The 18,080-nt window shown below is 60.0% G+C and carries 15 protein-coding genes; 10 read left to right on the forward strand and 5 right to left on the reverse strand.

The window, feature by feature from the left end; translation table 11 throughout:
* Nucleotides 1–1,581, forward strand: coding sequence for a response regulator (locus tag ABIQ96_RS06505; protein WP_348213754.1), 1,581 nt, complete (start codon nt 1–3; stop codon nt 1,579–1,581).
* Nucleotides 1,582–1,603: 22 nt separating this feature from the next.
* Here the strand turns inward: ABIQ96_RS06505 and ABIQ96_RS06510 are convergent, their stop codons facing one another.
* Together ABIQ96_RS06510 and ABIQ96_RS06515 are read right to left on the reverse strand one after the other, a co-directional pair.
* Nucleotides 1,604–1,906 carry a hypothetical protein gene (locus tag ABIQ96_RS06510; RefSeq protein ID WP_348213755.1) on the reverse strand — a complete coding sequence of 101 codons (303 nt, stop codon included), beginning with the start codon at nt 1,904–1,906 and terminating at the stop codon, nt 1,604–1,606.
* A gap of 7 nt (nt 1,907–1,913) precedes the next feature.
* Nucleotides 1,914–2,687, reverse strand: a complete 774-nt coding sequence (locus ABIQ96_RS06515) for a thioredoxin family protein (protein WP_348213756.1) — start codon at nt 2,685–2,687, stop codon at nt 1,914–1,916.
* Nucleotides 2,688–2,856: 169 nt separating this feature from the next.
* Between ABIQ96_RS06515 and ABIQ96_RS06520 the strand changes: the two genes are divergently transcribed.
* From ABIQ96_RS06520 to ABIQ96_RS06555, 8 genes are all read left to right on the forward strand, one after another.
* A complete protein-coding gene (locus tag ABIQ96_RS06520) occupies nt 2,857–4,422 on the forward strand; it encodes a hypothetical protein (RefSeq protein WP_348213757.1) in 1,566 nt (521 codons plus the stop codon).
* A 105-nt stretch (nt 4,423–4,527) separates the two neighbouring features.
* Complete coding sequence (locus tag ABIQ96_RS06525; RefSeq protein ID WP_348213758.1) at nt 4,528–6,966, forward strand: CHASE domain-containing protein; 2,439 nt, start codon at nt 4,528–4,530, stop codon at nt 6,964–6,966.
* A complete protein-coding gene (locus tag ABIQ96_RS06530; RefSeq protein WP_348213759.1) occupies nt 6,963–8,417 on the forward strand; it encodes a sigma-54 dependent transcriptional regulator in 1,455 nt (484 codons plus the stop codon). Before ABIQ96_RS06525 ends, ABIQ96_RS06530 begins: the two co-directional genes overlap by 4 nt.
* A 171-nt stretch (nt 8,418–8,588) precedes the next feature.
* The gene (locus ABIQ96_RS06535) at nt 8,589–9,521 is read left to right on the forward strand and encodes a hypothetical protein (protein ID WP_348213760.1); all 933 of its coding nucleotides are present in this window, start codon (nt 8,589–8,591) and stop codon (nt 9,519–9,521) included.
* Nucleotides 9,522–9,541: 20 nt separating this feature from the next.
* Nucleotides 9,542–10,219 (forward strand): cysteine hydrolase, encoded by a 678-nt coding sequence (locus tag ABIQ96_RS06540; protein ID WP_348213761.1) that lies wholly within the window; start codon nt 9,542–9,544, stop codon nt 10,217–10,219.
* 40 nt (nt 10,220–10,259) lie between these two features.
* A complete protein-coding gene (locus ABIQ96_RS06545) occupies nt 10,260–11,852 on the forward strand; it encodes a regulator (protein WP_348213762.1) in 1,593 nt (530 codons plus the stop codon).
* A 141-nt stretch (nt 11,853–11,993) separates the two neighbouring features.
* Nucleotides 11,994–12,674 (forward strand): isochorismatase family cysteine hydrolase, encoded by a 681-nt coding sequence (locus ABIQ96_RS06550; RefSeq protein ID WP_348213763.1) that lies wholly within the window; start codon nt 11,994–11,996, stop codon nt 12,672–12,674.
* The gene (locus ABIQ96_RS06555; protein WP_348213764.1) at nt 12,671–13,051 is read left to right on the forward strand and encodes a cupin domain-containing protein; all 381 of its coding nucleotides are present in this window, start codon (nt 12,671–12,673) and stop codon (nt 13,049–13,051) included. Before ABIQ96_RS06550 ends, ABIQ96_RS06555 begins: the two co-directional genes overlap by 4 nt.
* Before the next feature lie 7 nt (nt 13,052–13,058).
* Here the strand turns inward: ABIQ96_RS06555 and ABIQ96_RS06560 are convergent, their stop codons facing one another.
* The 3 genes from ABIQ96_RS06560 to ABIQ96_RS06570 are packed head-to-tail and all read right to left on the reverse strand — an operon-like array spanning nt 13,059 to nt 16,465.
* The gene (locus tag ABIQ96_RS06560; protein WP_348213765.1) at nt 13,059–14,183 is read right to left on the reverse strand and encodes an HlyD family secretion protein; all 1,125 of its coding nucleotides are present in this window, start codon (nt 14,181–14,183) and stop codon (nt 13,059–13,061) included.
* 21 nt (nt 14,184–14,204) lie between these two features.
* The gene (locus ABIQ96_RS06565; protein WP_348213766.1) at nt 14,205–15,830 is read right to left on the reverse strand and encodes a DHA2 family efflux MFS transporter permease subunit; all 1,626 of its coding nucleotides are present in this window, start codon (nt 15,828–15,830) and stop codon (nt 14,205–14,207) included.
* Complete coding sequence (locus tag ABIQ96_RS06570) at nt 15,827–16,465, reverse strand: TetR/AcrR family transcriptional regulator (RefSeq protein ID WP_348213767.1); 639 nt, start codon at nt 16,463–16,465, stop codon at nt 15,827–15,829. Before ABIQ96_RS06570 ends, ABIQ96_RS06565 begins: the two co-directional genes overlap by 4 nt.
* A 341-nt stretch (nt 16,466–16,806) precedes the next feature.
* Here ABIQ96_RS06570 and ABIQ96_RS06575 point away from each other — a divergent pair, with 341 nt between their 5' ends.
* Complete coding sequence (locus ABIQ96_RS06575; RefSeq protein WP_348213768.1) at nt 16,807–17,976, forward strand: VCBS repeat-containing protein; 1,170 nt, start codon at nt 16,807–16,809, stop codon at nt 17,974–17,976.
* Nucleotides 17,977–18,080 lie beyond the last annotated feature (104 nt).

The raw sequence follows: 18,080 nt of genomic DNA on the forward strand, positions 1-18,080 counted from the left end.
ATGTCCGAATCCGCACCCATCAAGTTTCTGCTCGTCGATGACCTCGAGGCCAATCTCATCGCGCTTGAAGGGTTGTTGAAACGAGATGGACTGGAACTGTTGAAAGCCCGATCCGGTCAGGAAGCGCTGGAGCTGCTGCTGGTGCATGAGATCGCCCTCGCCTTCGTGGACATCCAGATGCCCGGGATGAGCGGCTTCGAGCTGGCGGAGATCATGCGCAGCACCGACCGGACGCGCGGCACGCCGATCATTTTCCTAACTGCTGGCACGGTGGATCAGGAGCGGCGGATCCGTGGCTTCGAGGCAGGTGCCATCGATTTCCTGCCAAAACCGATCAATCCGGTGATCCTGCTGAACAAGGCGGCGGTGTTTTTCGATCTCGCCCGCCAGCGGCAGGGATTGCTGGAGAGCGAACGCAAACTCCGGGAGGCGAATGACAAGCTGGAATGGAGCAACGCGGAGCTGGCGCGCGCGTCCCGCAGCAAGGATGAGTTCCTGGCCATGCTGGCGCACGAACTCCGGAATCCGCTGGCCCCCATCCTCACCGGCATGGAGGTCCTGCGTGAGAATTCCGAAAATGCCGCGCTTGTCGCAAAAATCGGCGATATGATCGACCGCCAGGTCGGCCAGATGGCCCACCTCATCGATGACCTTCTGGACGCGTCAAGGATCAGCACCGGAAAGATCAAGCTCCAAACGGGCTCCGTGCGGATCGAAGAGGTCATTCACCAGGCGGTCGAGTCGGTGCAGCCGCTGATAGACGATTTAAGACACGAACTGGTGGTGGAGAACGCATCGCCGGATCTCATGCTGACGGCTGATCGGCATCGGCTGACACAAGTGGTTTCCAATCTCCTGTTGAACGCCGCCAAATACACTCCGCCGGGCGGAAGGATCGTTCTCGGACTCAGCACCTCCGGCGGATCCGCCAGATTTTCAGTTAGGGATAATGGAAAGGGAATCAGTCCGGAAGACCAGGCCACCATTTTCAACCTTTTTGATCAGGGAGCCTCCGGATCAAAGGACGGTCTCGGAATCGGCCTGACGCTGGTGAGATCCCTGGTAGAGATGCACGGCGGTTCCATTTCTCTAACCAGCGAAGGCGAGGGAAGTGGCAGCGAATTCGTCGTGGAGCTTCCTGCGGAGGAACAGGCCGGGCTTCCTGATGAACCGGAACCTGAGCGCGCCACTCATTCCTCGGAAAAATTCCGCGTTCTCGTGGCGGATGACGGAAAGACGACCGCCGACATCCTCGGGATGTTCTTCCGCATGGAGGGAATGGAGTGCGACGTGGTTTACGACGGTGAGAAAGCGGTGGAGGAAGCGCTCCGTCTATCACCGCAGCTCGCCTGCTTCGACCTGGGGATGCCGATCATGGATGGCTACGAAGCGGCACGCCGGGTGAGGGAAAGTCGTCCCGACACCTACCTCGTCGCCCTGAGCGGCTGGGGTGCGGACGAAGACCGGCGCAGGACGGCTGAGGCAGGCTTCGACGAACATCTGGTGAAGCCGGTCAAACCGGAGGATCTGCGGCAATTGTTAGCAAGGATCCACCCCAAGTTATCCCCGGCGGTCGGATGACAGAAGCTACGCGGGCGTTTGATCACCGCTTATTCAAAACCGACGACTGACGATTGCTGTGGTTTTGTATAACCCGGCGGAGCTTGCGGATTGCTAGAAATCCAAGCGATGCGGCGCAGAGGAGAATCAACGCAGTGCGGAGTCCATCCGCCACCGGTATGGAGAGGCCGATGCCGCTGGCGAGCGCGACATAGGCGGCGAAGCACGCGGGGCACTTGGGAATGAGGACCAGCAAGACGCTTGGCACCATCCAACCGGCGAAGCCCGCGGCGCGTGGTCGGGGGATTTTCACATGGGCACCACAGGGACGACGCAGCGGGTTCATGGCGGTTTTATTTGCAGGCGCAGCAGCTCTTGGCTTCGGCGGTTTGATATTGGTCGTGATAGCGGAGCCAGCCGGGATCGTCAGGAGTGCCTTTCGCTCCGCGGCCCTTGGGCGTGAGGTCGAGGTAGTTGTGAGAGCCTAGCAGAATATCAAGCCCTCGGGCGTAGGTGGAGTAGGTGTGGAAAACATTTCCCTCCTCGTCCTTGTAGAAAACGCTGACGCCGGGAAGCTCGTCGAAGGTGTAAGTGGAGGTGGCGTAGTTGTAGCCAACGTTTCCGGAAGCCACCTGCTCCGGCGTGAACGAGACGCCGTAGTCGTAGTTGAAATCGCCGTCGCCGGATGAAATCCAATGGAAGGTCCAGCCCATGCGCTTTTTGAAACGCAGAAGATCCTCGACCGGAGCGCGTGAAATGGCGACGTAGGAGACGTCCGCGTTCTCAAAATGCTGCCGCGCGGAATCCGCATGATCGGCGGAATGCGAACAACCGACGCAGGCCTCACTCCACCCCGGAGCGAACATCAGATGATGGACGATGAGTTGGCGCTTGCTGCCGAAGAGTTCGGCGAGCGTCACCTTCCCGTCCGGACTCTCGAAGACGTAGTTCTTCTCCACCTTTTCCCAAGGCAATGCGCGGCGGGCGGAGCTGAGTTGATCGCTCAGGCGGGTGAGTTCCTTTTCCTTCACAAGCAATTCCTTGCGCGCGGCGATCCAGTCGTCGTGCGAGACGACTGAATGGTCGGGAAGGGCTTCATCAGGGCCGTAGCAGGTTTCGTTTTTCATGGTTTCGTGGAGGCTTGTTTCAAAAGAATGACGAACGGAGTTTGGGTTTGAGGACAGATCCGGTGATTTATTCTAAGAGGCGGTGTTAAGACAGGTTCTCAGCCGCTTTCACGGGATTTTCACAAATCTCCCGTTGCCAAGACTTCACGGATTTCATACCTGATAGGACATGACCTCCGGAAAACTCATCCCATTGTTGATTCTGACTCTGGCCGCGCGTTCTTCCGCGCTTTCCGAGGAAGCAAAAAAGGCGGGCGACGAATTGGTGACGACGCTGCAGGAGGAAATGAAGAATCTCGCGGTCGGCGACGACGAAGAGCATCAGGCCGGTTCCTTGAAACAATTTATCCGCCAGATCCAGGCAGGGCTCGCCCAGGACAACAGCCGTGTGCTCGAGCAGACGCTGGACAATTTCGGAAACTACGAGCCCTCGAAAAAAGCCCAGGAAGGATTGGCCGCTCTCAAGAAATCGATCAAGGACGAACAGCAGCAGAAGACCCAGGAAATGATCACCGAGTTGCAGGGCATCCTCGACTCGGCCCGCGAAAAAATCACCCGGGCGACGGAGCCGGAGGAGCTGGACAAGGTGATTGTTTCGCTGTCCCGCAACCGCTTTAACAACATAGGGGAAAGCCAGGGTTACGACTCCAACGACGCCGCGCTGCGCTCGCTTCTATCAGAGCTGGGCAACGCGCGCCAGTTTGTCACCAGTTGGCAGGACTACCTGCAGGCCAGCATTTCCGGAAACACCAGCCAAGCCTCCCAGTCGCTGCGCAATCTGGCCAGCCAGGAAACCACCCTCATTCCCCGCTCGCAAATCATCGCGCGGCTCGAATTTGAAAAGGCGAGCGGAGACGAGATCGCAAAAATCATCGAAGGAGTGAAAACCCTCGACGACATGAAGCCGGCCCTTCTGAAGCTCTCCAAGATGCAGGGATCCAACCGCTCATCGGGTTCGGACAACGCGGAACTCCGCGAAACGATCCAAACCCTGAGTCGGCTGGAAAAGAGCTATCGCGAATTCCGCGCCGGCCTGCCCGTGAATGTCGAGGTGCTGTGCGTGACGACACCATCGTCCTTCGAGACAACCGGGAAAATGGAATTCGTCGAACTGCGCGCCGCGCTGCTGCTGATGGTTCTCCCCCGCTGTCTGGATCTGCCCGAAGGATTTCAACCGACTCCGGGCGAAAACGTGGACCTGTTCCTCGACCGGGCGATGAAAGAGGCTAACAGCCGCGAGGACACGGCAGCGTGCAAGCGAATCAAAGAAGTCCGCCAGCTCATCGCACAGTCAAACAACGTGAGCGGCCGTGAAGTGGACAATCTTCGCGACTACGAAGCCGGTAAAAAACAACTCGCCGCCGGCCAATACCTGCTGGCCGTCGTTTCCCTGCAAAACGCGCTCAAGAGCGGCAGCGACCTGATCCCGGCGGCGAAGACCGGCGAGATGCTCGCGCTCATCCAGAAGGACCATCCGAAGGAATACGAGCAGGGCATGATGGAATTCCTAACACCCCGCCCGACTCCGGAATACGACTACTCGCGGATGCCTTACCGGAACTACATGCCTTATCCATCTCGATTCATGGATGGTGATCCGCGCGGCCAGGGCGGCACCACTCTCGTTCTTCCCATCCCCGCCAAGGAATCCGCACCGGAAAAACCTGCGACCACACCACCGGCACCGAAGGAAGAGGAGAGGCCCAAGGCGGTTGAAAAGCCACCGGTGAAGTGAGCGTGTGATCGCTCATCCGGGGAACCGGACGGAGACGTCCCCTCCCCCTCGCCATTTCGCTTGGCACAAGGAGTGCTTCCCCGCGGGCTTGCTCCTGTCGCCGACATGTCGAATCCGCCCGAGGAATTTTTCCCGGTGAAAGCTCCCGCGTTGATTGCGCTCGCGGCCGGGTTGTTGCTGACCGGGCTGGTGACGGTCGAACTGTGGCAAGCCCGCGAAAAGGCAAGGCTCGATGAAGTCCAGCGGATGGCTCAGGACCGGGCGGACATCATCCGCGGGCAGATCATGCGTTCGCTGGAGGTTCTCCATGGGATGGCTGCGTTTTTCCAATCCCGCTCCGACGTCACCCGCGAGGAGTTCAGCGTGTTTGTCACCGGATCCTTGAATCGACAACCGGAGTTGCAGGCACTCGCTTGGGATCCGAAAGTGCCCGGAGACAAACGGAACATCTGGGAAGGAGGAGCACGCAACGATGGTTTTCCCGGCTTTCAATTCACCCAGGAAAAACCCGGCGGCGGGATGGAGTCGGCCGCCAGCCGCCCGGTTTATTATCCGGTCTACTATCTGGAGAGCTTGCAGAAAAACGCTCCCGCGCTCGGTTTCGACGTTGGCTCCGAGTCGCGCCGCCGCGCCGCCTTGGAACAAGCCTGCGATAGCGGAGAATCCACCGCCACGCCGCCCATTCGTCTGGCGCAGGAATCCGGATCGCAGCTGGGATTCGTCGTCTTCAGACCGGTCTATAACCAAGCCGCCGTCACGGTGGAAGAGAGGCGGGCGGCTCTAACCGGATTCGCCACCGCTGTTTTCCGCATCGGCGATCTCATCGATCTGGCACTGGGAAAACGGCCGGACACCCAGGTGGCGTTGACGGTTTCGGACAAGGACAACGGGTCGCTTCTCTATCGGCAGGCGGGCGAGCGCCGCGCGGGGCTTCCGGTCTGGCGGGAAACACTGGATGTCGCCGGGCGTCATTGGACCCTCCTTTACGAGCCGACTCCCGCTTTCCGAGGTTCCGGCACCGACCTACTTCCCTGGCTCTCCTTGGGCGCGGGCCTCGTCATCACCGGATTACTCGCCGCTTATCTCCGGAGCAGCTCCAGCCAGACCGACGCCATGCAGCGCGAGGTCGATGTTAGAAAAGCCGCCGAGCTCGCCGCTGAATCCGCGAACCTCGCGAAATCCGAATTTCTCGCAAACATGAGCCACGAGATCCGCACTCCGATGAACGCGATTCTCGGCTACTCGCAGATTCTCTCCCGCGACGAATCGCTGCCGCCGTTCCACCGCGATGCCGTCGCCACCATCATCAGCAGCGGTGACCACCTGCTTCATCTGATCGAGGAAATCCTCGACCTCTCGAAAATCGACGCCGGCCGCATGGAAGTCGCCCTCACGGACTTCGACCCGGCTGCGTTGGTTAGGGAAATGGGTGCGATGTTCCAACATCCCTGCGAGGAAAAGAAACTCGGCCTACGCATTGTGTTTCCCTCCGGAGAGGTTCCTTCCGTCGTCCGCGGGGACGAGGGGAAACTGCGCCAGATCCTGATCAATCTGCTAGGAAACGCGGTGAAATTCACCCCGCGCGGCCTCGTCGCCCTGCGGATCGAACGTGGCGATGCCGACGAGTGGAGATTCACGGTGGAAGACACGGGAACCGGAATCGACGCGGGATCGCTGGATAAAATCTTCGAGCCATTCCAACAAGGATCCGACGCTCCTCCCTCGGGTGGCACCGGTCTCGGACTCGCCATCGCCCGCCGCCAGGCGGAACTGATGGGTGGCGACTTGACCGTCCGCTCCGAGCTTGGAGTCGGCTCCGCCTTCACTCTCACCGTCCGCCTCGCGCCATCCGATACGGCACCGGCAACTCCCGCGCGCACCGTCCGAGGAAAAGTCCGCCAGCTCGCGGAAGGCACCCGTCTGCGCGCGCTGGTCGTGGACGACATCGCGGAAAACCGCGGTGCTCTATCAGCCATGCTGTCGCAGATCGGTTGCGAGGTCGTTCTTGCGGGAAATGGCAGCCAGGCGATGGAGGTCACCCGCATTTCCCGGCCGCAGATCGTGTTCATGGACATCCGCCTGCCCGCTCTGGACGGGATCGAAGCAACTCGCAAACTCATCGCGGAATTCGCGCCGGCCGGTTTGAAAGTGATCGCCACCTCGGCATCGGCGCTCGCACAGGATCGCGAGGAATGCCTCAAGGCGGGTTGCGATGATTTCGTCGCAAAGCCCTTCCGCGCGGAACGCATTTACGAATGCCTGCGCCACGTGCCTGATGTCCGTTTCGACTACGATCCTCCGGAGGCGGTCACGGCTCCGGACATCACTTTCGACCTCGGCCAAATCACCCTGCCACAGGAACTCGCCACGCGTCTAACTGTTGCCGCCGAACTCCACAGCGCTACCGTGCTGAAGAACTGCCTCATCGACGTCGAGGACCTCGGACCTGCCGGTGAAAGGCTTTCACATCACCTGCGCGGATTCCTCTCCAGCTACGACATGAAATCCATCCAGCGGCTCATCGCCCAACTTCCCGTCGCATGAACGCCCGCATCCTCATCGCCGACGACACTCCTGCCAGCCTTTCGCTCCTGAGCAATCTGTTGGAACCACTGGGCCACGAAATTCTCGCCGTGTCCGACGGTCGCTCCGCCATCAATCTGGTGCATCGCGCGAAGCCCGATCTTGTACTGCTGGACGTGATGATGCCCGGCAACGACGGATTTTCCGTCTGCCGTGCTCTGAAAGCGGATCCGGAGACTGCGGATATCCCGGTCATCTTTATCACCAGCCGCCAGGAAACCGGCGACATCGTCCGCGGATTCCGGTTAGGGGCGGTGGATTACATCCTCAAGCCGTTTCATGCCGAGGAAGTCGTCACCCGCGTCACCACCCACCTCAAGCTGAGCCGCGTCACGCGAGAACTCCGCCAGCGTAACACCGAGCTCGAGGAGGAAATTTTCCGTCGTCAGGAAGCCGAGCAAGCCCGCGACAAAGCCGCCGCCCGTCTAACCAAGATCGCCGCGGATGAAGCGAAGCGCTGGGGCGTCGGCGGATTCGTCGGCAGCAGCGCGCACTTGAAACGCATGCTCGACGATATCCGGAAGCTCCATCAGTTCGGAAAAACCAGCGTCCTCATCACCGGCGAGAGCGGAACCGGCAAGGAACTCGTCGCCCGCGCGATTCACCACCAAAGCCCCCGCGCCACCGGTCCGTTCATCCCCGTCAACTGTGTCGCAATCCCCGGCGAGCTCGCCGAGTCGCTGTTCTTCGGCCACATGAAAGGGGCGTTCACCGGCGCAACTTCGGATCGCAAGGGCTTTCTGGAACTGGCCGATGGCGGCACGCTTTTTCTCGACGAGATCGGCGACATGCCATCCACGCTCCAGGGAAAACTCCTGCGCGTTCTCGAAGACGGCGAAGTCACGCCAGTGGGATCTAACAAACCTCGCCAAGTGGACGTGCGGGTGGTGTCCGCCACCAATGCCGACCTGCCGGATAAAATGGCGGCCGGTGATTTCCGGCAGGACCTGTTCTTCCGCCTCGCGCGCTTCACCGTCGAGACACCGCCGTTGCGGGAGCGTCGTGAGGACATTCCGCTGCTTTCCGCGCATTTCCTCGACGTCTTCGCCACGGAAATGGGAATGGCCGCTCCATCGGTCCTGCCCGAGGCGCTCGAAGTTCTCCGCAGCTATCCGTTTCCCGGAAACATCCGCGAGTTGAAAAACGTCATGGAACGCGCGCTGATTCTGAGCGGCGGGAAGCCCGTCTCCGCTCATCACCTGCAATTGTTTCAAAGCCACACACCGCCAGCGCAAACCACTGTTAGAGCGACGGTTTCCACCGAACCGCTCCCACTCAATCTCGACGCCGCGGAACAGGAGCTCATCCAGCGCGCCCTCGAGACCACCGGCGGAAATGTCGCCGAAGCGGCCCGCTTGTTAGGTGTGAACCGCAGCCGTATCTACCGCCGCTTTCCGCAGGAGAAACCGTGATGTGTTGCGGGTGTTGCAGCCCGGAACAAACGCGACACTGACCAACCTCCACCCGAAACACCCCGTGATTTGCATTCCATTCATTGTCTGCGGCTTGTGACTCCGTGAAGCGGCTGGCACCGCCTTTGCTAAAGAGATGGCGCGCCTCCAAAACAACATCACCAGCACACCATGAACATCACGATTCCCAGCCGCCGAACACCCGGCCTCCTCGCCGCCGCATTCATGACCGGAGCCCTTGCCTCTCCCCTCCTCGCGGGCACCACGGAAACGACGACCGCACCCGCAATGGAACCGGCGGCCGCACAACCGATCGTCCATTTCCTCCTCCAGCTCGACTTCTCGAGCAACTACATCACTCCTCGCGGACTCAATGTGGAAAATGAGGGCATGGTTTTCCAACCATTGCTGCTCTCCTTCTGGAGCCTGTATTCCGACAAGAGCCAGTTCGTCAACGACGTCACGCTCACCGCCGGAGTCTGGGCTTCCATCCACACCCATGAATCCGGCGCGGATCCCGGACACTGGAACGAATGGGATCCGATCCTCGGTCTCAGCTACGGTCTCGGTGATTATGTGAAATTCGAGACCAATTTCACCGCCTTTGACTCAATGGTGGATTCCTACACGACGTCCTATCACATGGAGCTCAAACTCAAGCTCGACGACTCGAAATGGCTCGGCGCGTTCGCGCTGAATCCCTACGTCGCTTACTGGCAGGAACTCGACAACAAGGCCACCGTGGTCTTCGACTCCTCCAGCTCGGAGGAAAGCTTCTACTTCACCTTCGGCATTGATCCGGGCTTCAAGGCGGGTGACGTTAAATTCGATTTCCCGACCTACATCAACCTGGTTGGCAACGAATTCTATCAGCAATTCGATGGTTCTCCCGGTGGAGCCGGCCTCGCGGTCTTCGGCACCGGGGTCAAGGCCAGCCTTCCACTCAAGTTCATCCCGGAAAAATACGGATTCTGGACCGCCTACACCGCGTTCAAATACTACCACCTCAGCAACGACGGACTGCTTGACGGCAACCAGGCCATCGGCGGTGGGGATCGTGAGGATCTCTATCAAATCAGCGCCGGTCTCTCGATTTTCTTCTGACTCTCTCCCCCAGCAAGCGCATGGACACGTCATCCGTCACAGCCATCTCCGCCGAGCCTTACCCGTTCGAGTTCTTCCCCGCGAAATGCGCGCTGCTCATCATCGACATGCAGCGTGATTTCCTCGAACCGGGCGGCTTCGGCGAGATGCTGGGCAATGACGTTTCCCAGCTCCGTCGGACCATCGGGCCCAATCAAGCGCTGCTCGCCGCCTGGCGGGCCGCGGGCCTGCAGGTCATCCATACCCGCGAGGGTCACCGCCCCGATCTAGCAGACCTCCCCCCCGAAAAAAAGGTCCGCGGAAAATCAGAGAAATCCATCGGTGATCCGGGTCCCATGGGCCGCATCCTCATCCGCGGCGAAGCCGGTCATGACATCATCCCCGAACTCTATCCGGAGCCCGGCGAGCCTGTGATCGACAAGCCCGGCAAGGGAGCGTTCTTCGCCACCGACCTCCACGCCATCCTGCAGAATCGTGGCATCACCCAGCTCGTCGTCACCGGTGTGACGACCGAAGTCTGTGTGAACACCACGGTCCGCGAGGCGAACGACCGCGGTTACAACTGCCTCGTTCCCTCGGATTGCGTCGGCTCCTATTTCCCGGATTTCCAGGAATGGGGGCTCAAGATGATCAAGGCGCAGGGTGGAATTTTCGGCTGGGTCACCGACTCGGCCGCGATCCTCCCCGCGCTCGCCTGACACATTGCATCACAACTGAAAATTCAAACACATCGCTTCAATGGACACCATCAAACCAAAAATCTGGGTTCCGGGAGACTGGAACGCCTTCTTCGGATTCGGGACTAACATCCTGGTCAACATGCTCACGCTCAGCGGTCTTCTGCTGTACGTGCTGAAAATGCCGCCCGACATGGTCTTCAAGCACATCCTGCCGGCCGCCGGCATGATGATGTGCATGAGCACGTTTTACTATGCCTGGCTCGGCTACAAGCTGGCCGCGAAAACCGGTCGCACCGATGTCTGCGCGCTGCCTTCGGGCATCAGCGTGCCGCACATGTTCATCGTCACGCTCGTCATCATGTTGCCGGTCAAGCTCGCCACCGGCGATCCCACGAAAGCCTGGCAGGCGGGGCTGGTGTGGGTCTTCATCCAGAGTTTCGTGCTGATGGGCGGCGGTTTCCTCGCGCCGATCATCCGCAAGATCACTCCCAAGGCGGCGCTGCTAGGTGCGCTTGCCGGGGTTTCGATCAGCTTCATTTCCATGGCCCCGGCGCTCTCCATGTTCATGACTCCGGTCATCGGCGTGGTTTGTTTCGCGATCATCATCGTGAGCTGGTTTGGCGGGGTGAAATACGGCGGCATTCCAGCGGGACTGGTGGCCATCGCCGCCGGCACGCTCATCGCATGGGGATCCAACTTGTTCGGCCTGAATTTCGGCGGGATGAAACTCGATGCCCTGAAAGATTCGTTTTCGACGTTCAGCTTCTCCGCCCCGACTCCGGTCTTCGGCCTGGTCTTCAGCGGCCTGAACTGGCAACTCCTCAGCGTCATCCTGGTCACCGCGATTCCGTTCGGTATCTACGATCTCGTTGAAGCAATGGACAACGTCGTCAGCGCCTCCGCGGCGGGTGATGAATATCCCACGACCCGAGTTCTAACGGCGGATGGCATCATCAGCTTGATCGGCTGTCTGATGGGAAATCCATACATCAACGCCGTTTACATCGGTCACCCGGGCTGGAAGGCGATGGGAGGTCGCATCGGATACTCCGCCGCGACTGGGGTGATGGTCATCCTGCTCTCCTGGTTCGGCGTCATTTCACTGATGACCGCGGTCATTCCGGTGGTCGCCATTTCGCCCATCCTTCTCTACATCGGCATGCTGATCGGCTCGCAGGCGTTCCAGGAAAGTCCGCACCGCCACGCGCCGGCCGTGATCATGGCGATCATCCCGTCACTCGCCGCCTGGGGCAAACTCCAGATCGACAATTCGCTCGGTTCCGTCGCAGGCATCCATGAAATCACTCCGGACATGATCGCCGCCATGGCGCAGACCGGGGTGCTTTATAAAGGGCTTTCCATCCTCGGCGGCGGTTCAATCCTGGCAGGAGTGATCCTCGGCGCGGTCACCGTTTACATCGTCGATCGCGATTTTCTGAAAGCCTCGGGCTTCGCCCTCGCGGGCGGCGTGCTTACCTTTTTCGGACTCATGCACGGCGAGGCGATCGGGATCAACAAGACACCGATGGTGGCGCTGAGCTATCTATCAGTCGGTGCCATCCTGTTCGGTTGTGCCAAACTCTGCGTCGTCCCGAAAGCCGCCAAGGAACCCGCCCACGGCGGGGACGTGGAACTGGAGGGAGCGGTCTAACTCATGACCAAACCCGGCAGACAAATTTTGTGGTAAACGGTTGCTGCAATCCGACCGGCCTTGAGTTTCCCCCCAAAGACGCCCAAGGCCGGTTTCGGATCAGCCGTTTCAGAGATCCAACCAATTTCAACATTCAGAAAAATGCCTTACGTCGATGCCGATCCCTATCCCTGGCCTTACAACGGCGACCTTCGCCCGGAAAACACCGCGTTTCTCGTCATCGACATGCAGATCGATTTCTGCGGCCCCGGCGGCTATGTCGATCAAATGGGCTACGATCTCTCGCTGACCCGCGCGCCGATCGAGCCGATCAAGAAGGTCTTCGCCGCCACCCGCGCGCTCGGCTATCATGTGATGCACACCCGTGAGGGACACCGCCCGGATCTATCGGATCTGCCGGAAAACAAACGCTGGAGAAGCCAGCGCATCGGAGCAGGCATCGGCGATGTTGGCCCCTGCGGCCGCATTCTCACCCGTGGCGAACCCGGCTGGAACATCATCGACGAACTCGCGCCGCTCCCTGGCGAGGCGATCATCGACAAGCCCGGAAAAGGCTCCTTCTACGGCACGGATCTCGATATGCTCCTCCGCCAGAAGGGCATCAAAAACATCCTCCTCGCCGGGATCACCACCGACGTCTGTGTGCACACCACCATGCGCGAAGCGAACGACCGGGGATTCGAATGTCTGCTTCTATCGGATTGCACTGCCGCCACCGACCATGGAAACCACCTCGCCGCGATCAAGATGATCAAAATGCAGGGCGGCGTGTTCGGCGCGGTTGCGGAATCCGCGGAAGTTGTTAAAACCCTTTCCGCATGACGGAAGGAAAACCCATCGAAAACCCGGCCGCAGAGCCAGTCATCGAACTCAACAAACTCTTTGAAATCGTCCGTCACCAGGACGACTACACGTGGGAATACTTCCGCGACGGCGTCGATATCCATCGTCTCTACGGCGATGGAATCGAAGGCCCGGCCGCGGCCCTGCTGCGCTATCGCGTCACCTCGCCGATTCCCACTCACATCCACGAAGGCTACGAACACATCCTCGTGCTCTGTGGCACCCAGGAGGACACGGACGGATTGATCGAGTCCGGAACGATGCGCATCCACCCGCCCGGCACGCTCCACCGCGGCACCGGCTACGCAGGCTGCATCGTCCTCGCCATTTACGAGAAGCCCGTCCGCTTCATCTAGCAGTAGATCAATTCAGCATCACCCGAACCACCGTCGATAGTCCGGGCCGCAGCGCGTCTTCCGAGCCACGGATGGAGTCGGCGTCGAAGGTGATTTTCACCGGCACGCGCTGGACGACCTTGGTGAAATTTCCCGTCGCGTTGTCCGGCGGCAACAGCGCGAACCGGGCACCGGTCGAGGGCGAGAAGCTGTCGACCTTGCCCTTGAAATGTTTCCCGCCTAACGCATCCACCGCGATGTCCACACTCTGGCCGACGCGCATATTCTCCAACTGCGTTTCCTTGAAATTGCCGACGATCCAATAGTCGTCCTCGACCACCGCATAGAGCGATTGCCCCACCTGCACGCGGCTGCCGGTCTCCGCGTTCTTGTTGCCGATACGACCCGAAGTCGGAGCAGTCACGTTGGTGAGTTCCTGCTGACGGCGGGCTTCGCAAACTTCGCTCTGGCTCGCATCGATATCGGCATGCGCAGCGACGATCGCCGCCTCCGCCGCCTTGATCGCGGCGAGGCTGGCTTCTTTTCCGGCACGGGCGGATTGGAGCTTCGCTTGCGCGGCAGTTACCACGGCTTCGGCTGCGGCGAAGTCACTTTGGGATTGGTCGGCTTCCGCCTTGGAGACCGCGCGCATGTTGTTTTGGGAAAGCGAGTCGTTGCGCTTCATCGTCGTGCGGGCGAGTTCCTTGCGGGATTCGCCCTCTTGGATTTCCGCCTCGGCCTGAGAGATCGCTGCATCGGCTTGAAATCCGGCGGCACGCGCTTGAGCGGCCTTCGCCTCCGCTTGCAGCACTCCGGCCTTCGCCTGTTCTAACGAAGCACTCGCCCGCCGTTCCATGATTTCGAATTCCTGCGGATCGATTTTCGCGAGCAGCTGTCCGCTCTTCACTTCCTGGTTTTCGTTCACCATGACCTCCATCAGCGTGCCGGCCACTCCGACACCGATGCGGTGAACGTGCCCTTCAATGTAGGCGTCGTCTGTTTTCTCGCTGACAAGTGCCAGCCGCACGGCGTGGAAAGACCAAGCCAGTCCGGCACACAGCAGGGATAGCAGAACCAGCTTGGTCCACGGGTTCTTCTTTTTCGGAACGACCGGCTCCTGCGGATCGGTCTCGTTGATGGATGATTCGGACATGATGATTTTGTTTTTAAATTTTCAATGAGCGGCGGCCGCGGCCTCTTCGGCGTCCCTGTTCGTCTTGCCACCTAGCAGTAGAATGATCGGCAGCGTAAAAATGAAGAGCCCGGCCACGCCGAGGAAAAGCTCGCCATAGGAAAGGATCGTCGCCTGGCTGGTGACCATGCGGTCGATGACTTTCATCGCCTGGTCGTGCGCCGCCACCGGATCCGCGCCTTGGCCGGAGAAAAATCCCGTCAGCGTGTGCAGCCGGTCGAGGAATGCCGGGCGGAAATCCGAGATGCGCTCCACCAGCACCGCCCGATGCTGGGCCTCGCGGCGGACGAGAATGGTGGTGATCAGCGCGATGCCAACGCTGCTGCCGAGCTGCCGCGTAAGGCTGTAGAGTCCGGAGCCGGCGGCGATGTCTTTCTTCGGCAGCGGTCCGAGCGTCGCGATGCTCAGCGGCATGTAGATCATCACGCTGCCCGCTCCGCGAAAGACCAACGGCCAGAAAAGTTGTCCGGAACCAGTGTCAGGATTCATGTTCATCAGGCTGATTCCGGTTAGACTGGTGAGCAGCGCGCCGATGGTGATCAGCACCTTGGGCGAAACCTTGCCGCCGATTTTGCCGAAGAGCATCATCGTCACCGCGGAAACGATCGCGCCCGGCACCAGCAGCATCCCGCTTTGCAAGGCGGTGTAGTGCAGATAGTCCTGCACGAAGATCGGCACCGCGAACATGATGCCATACAGGCCGATGCCGAGGATGGCGGAGTAAAGCGTGCCGCCGATCATCGAACGATGGCGCAGCACCCGCAAATCCACCGCCGGATGCGGGGTCGTCAGCTCACGCCAGACGAAGAGTGCGATGCCGACGAGGCTGAGCAGGGCCGTCGTTAGAATGAAATCCGACTCGAACCATCCCTCCTGCTGCCCTTCCTCCAGCATGATTTGGAAACACGCCAGCCCCACCGCGAGGAGGCCGATGCCGGTCCAGTCCACCGTGCCCGCACGATTCATCTCCTTCTTGTTATCCGTCGGCAGAAAGGTCCAAGCCATCAGCACGGCGAGGGCCCCGAGCGGCAGGTTGATGTAGAAAATCCAGCGCCATCCGAGATTGTCCGTCAGCCAGCCGCCCATCACCGGACCGATCGCGGGGCCGACGATGATGCCCATCCCGAAGATCGCCTGTGCGAACGCGCGATCCGCGCTGGGAAACGCCTCGAACACGATCGACTGCGCCTTTGCCAACAGTCCCCCACCCGTCAGGCCCTGCAGGATGCGGGCGAAGATGAGCATCCCAAGATTCGGCGAAAGCCCGCACAATAGCGACGCCAGCGTGAAGCCGATCAAGGAAAACATGAAATAGTTCTTCTTGCCGAAGCGATAGCCCAGCCATGCTGATAGAGGAATGATCACCACGTTCGCACAGGCATAACTCGTGGAAATCCAGCCCGCTTCGGACAAGCTCGCGCCAAGATTTCCACGGATGTCCGGCAACGCCACGTTCGTGATGACTGTATCGATCACCTCAAGAATCGCGGCCAGCGAAGCCGTCAGCGAGATCGCCCATTTCAGGATTCCCTTCTCCAGCAGCTTCGCCGCCAGCGGAGAGAGGAACTCCGGATCGGAGCCATAGAGTGTGGACACAGCGGCGCTCATGGCTTCTTCCGTCTTCTAGCAGCCTTCGGCGTTTGGATGGCGAACAGGATCGTTTCCACGCAGGATTTCAGATAGGTCGGGGCGTCGTACTCCGGGCACTTCATCGTCTCCGCCTTCAGCGCGCCCATGAAAAGCATCGCCACCAGTTGGTCCACGATGATCACCGGATTCGCCTCCTCCCGCATGAGTCCGAGTTGCTGCGCTTCCCGAAGGCGGGCGGCGAGTTCTTCTTTCCACGGTTTGAAGATCCGCCGCAGCACTTCCGTTTCCTGATCGCCCAAGCAATGCACCTCTCCCAACAGCACCCGCATCAGCGCAATGTTCCGCTGCTTCCGCTCGAAGTCGGCGGCGGCGAATTCCATCAGCACCTCCTCCAATGTCGCCCCGGTGCCGACGGTTTTTCCCGGCAGCGCCCGCTGCTCCGCGGATGGCAGGAACGCCCGCTCCAGCACCGCCGAAAGCAGGCCCTGCTTGTTCTGAAAATTCCGGAACAAGGTCACCTCGTTCACTCCGGCTTCCTTCGCAATCTCACGGGTCGTCGCGCTGCCGATGCCGGTGCGGGAGAAAACGACGGTCGCCGCGTCGAGTAATTTCTCGGCAGCGGAACCGGCAGGTGGAGATACGGGAGAGCTCATGAATGCATGCAAGTGGTTGCTTGCATTCCGGTAAACCCGAAGCGCCAACTTGGCAAACGGAAATTTTCCGGAAATCTCGCGCAGTCCTTCCGCCATCGCGCAGACCGTCGGGAAAAAAAGGTGGAGCGGTGAACGCCGGGAGGACCATGACCCCCCTTCGCCTACGCACCGTCGCTTTACACAATCACGTGCGGTGGGAGCGCTCCATGCGACACCGTGGAACCGGAAAGGCGAAATTCAAGAGGAACTCTTTTCGGATCGCTTGGAAAGTTCCTGCGACGGGTTTCGGGGACCCCATCATTGGAAGAAAGACGCCACCGGCTCAGGACGTTTCAGACCGGATGAAAACCCGAGTATCTGTCGTTTCCCTGTGTTTGATCGCCATCTCCTCCGCTGCTCCCGCGGATGCACCGTGGAAAAAGCAGGTGGTGACGACGGATTTTCTAACGGAAGGACTGTCCGTCGGAGATCTGGACGGCGACGGGGTGAAGGATCTGGTCGCCGGTGCGTTCTGGTTCAAGGGGCCGAGCTTCAAGGAGCGGAAGCAGTTTACCGAGGGCAAGGCGCAACCACCCACGGTCTATCAGGAGGATTCGTTCCTGAGCTGGGTCGAGGATTTCAATGGTGACGGCCGCAACGACATCCTGATGGCCAGTCATCCCGGGAAGAACCTCACGCTATTTTTGAATCCGGGCAAGGACGGCATCTGGCCGGCCCACGTGGTGATGACCGAGGCCGCGACGGAATGCCCGTATTGGATCGATATCGACGGCGATCGAAAAAAGGAATTCGTCTGCATGCAGGGCGGAAAATTCGGCTACGCGGTGCCCGACTGGAAGGACGTGACAAAGCCGTGGAACTTCGTCGCCATTTCCGAAAAACGGACGGATACCCCCTATATTCACGGTCTTGGCGTCGGTGACTTGAATGGCGACGGCCGGATGGACATTTTGGAAAAAGACGGCTGGTTCGAACAGCTCGCCACCAAAGACACCGGCTGGACCTGGCACAAGGAACCCTTTGCCGGTCAGGGAGGTTCACAGATGTTGGTGTTCGACGCGGATGGCGACGGTGACAACGACGTCATCACCAGCCTGAACGCCCACGGCTACGGATTGGCATGGTATGAGAATGTGAAAAAGGACGGCAATGTCACCTTCACCCGTCACGACATCCTGCCGGAAGATCCCGCGAAGACCGGCGAGGGCGGGTTGCAGCTCAGCCAACTCCACTCACTCGCCAGCGCCGACTTCGACGGGGACGGGCGGATGGATTTCGTCACCGGCAAGCGCTACTTTGCCCACAACGAGCACGATCCCGGCTCCCTCGATCCCGCTCTAACGGTGATCTTCTACAACCGCAAGGATGGCAAAAGCGTCCATTGGCAGGCATCGGTCATCGACTCGGATACCGGCATCGGCTGCCAGGTCCAGGCCGTGGATCTGAATGGAAACGGCAAGCCGGATGTGGCCGTGGGTAGCAAGAAAGGCGTGCAGCTCATCACCCGGTGAGTGGCACGATCGGAAACCCGGCGAAACGTGACAAGCTTCCGGATTTAAATCAATCGACCGTCATCGATCACCTTTGGTAGACGTGTGCAGAACGAATTAAGCCG

The organism is Luteolibacter sp., from assembly GCF_039920825.1.
Taxonomy (GTDB): Bacteria; Verrucomicrobiota; Verrucomicrobiia; order Verrucomicrobiales; family Akkermansiaceae; genus Luteolibacter.